This is a genomic window from Pedococcus sp. P1_H8 (genome assembly GCF_056405175.1).
On the sequence record NZ_JBFUCP010000372.1, the window covers coordinates 1 to 392 of the forward strand.

At 75.5% G+C, this 392-nt stretch carries 1 protein-coding gene; it reads right to left on the reverse strand.

Annotated elements, in window-relative coordinates; genetic code table 11:
- A partial coding sequence (locus AC1DYG_RS20425; protein WP_477641662.1) for a hypothetical protein occupies window positions 1-392 on the reverse strand: 392 nt, incomplete at both ends.

Sequence of the window (392 nt, forward strand, 5' to 3'; positions counted from 1 at the left end):
GGGGCGCGCTCGGGGGCCGGCGGCGGGGGCTCGGCCTCGTCCGGCTCGGTCGGCGGGGGCTCGAGGGGCGCGCTCGGGGGCCGGCGGCGGGGGCTCGGCCTCGTCCGGCTCGGTCGGCGGGGGCTCGAGGCGCAGCGGCGCCCGCAGGAACAGGAAGAACAGCGCCAGCAGCAGCGCCGCGCGTCCCCACACCCCGGCCTGCACGACGAACTCGAGCGTCGTCGCGTCGGTCCCGGTGTAGAGCGCGTCGAAGTAGCGGAACACCCCGATCCCGACTGCCAGGTCCGCGACCAGGTAGGCGCCGACCAGCGACCAGGGCACCCGCAGCAGCACCAGGAACGGGAGCAGCCACAGCGTGTACTGCGGCGAGTGCACCTTGTGCAGTTCCATGA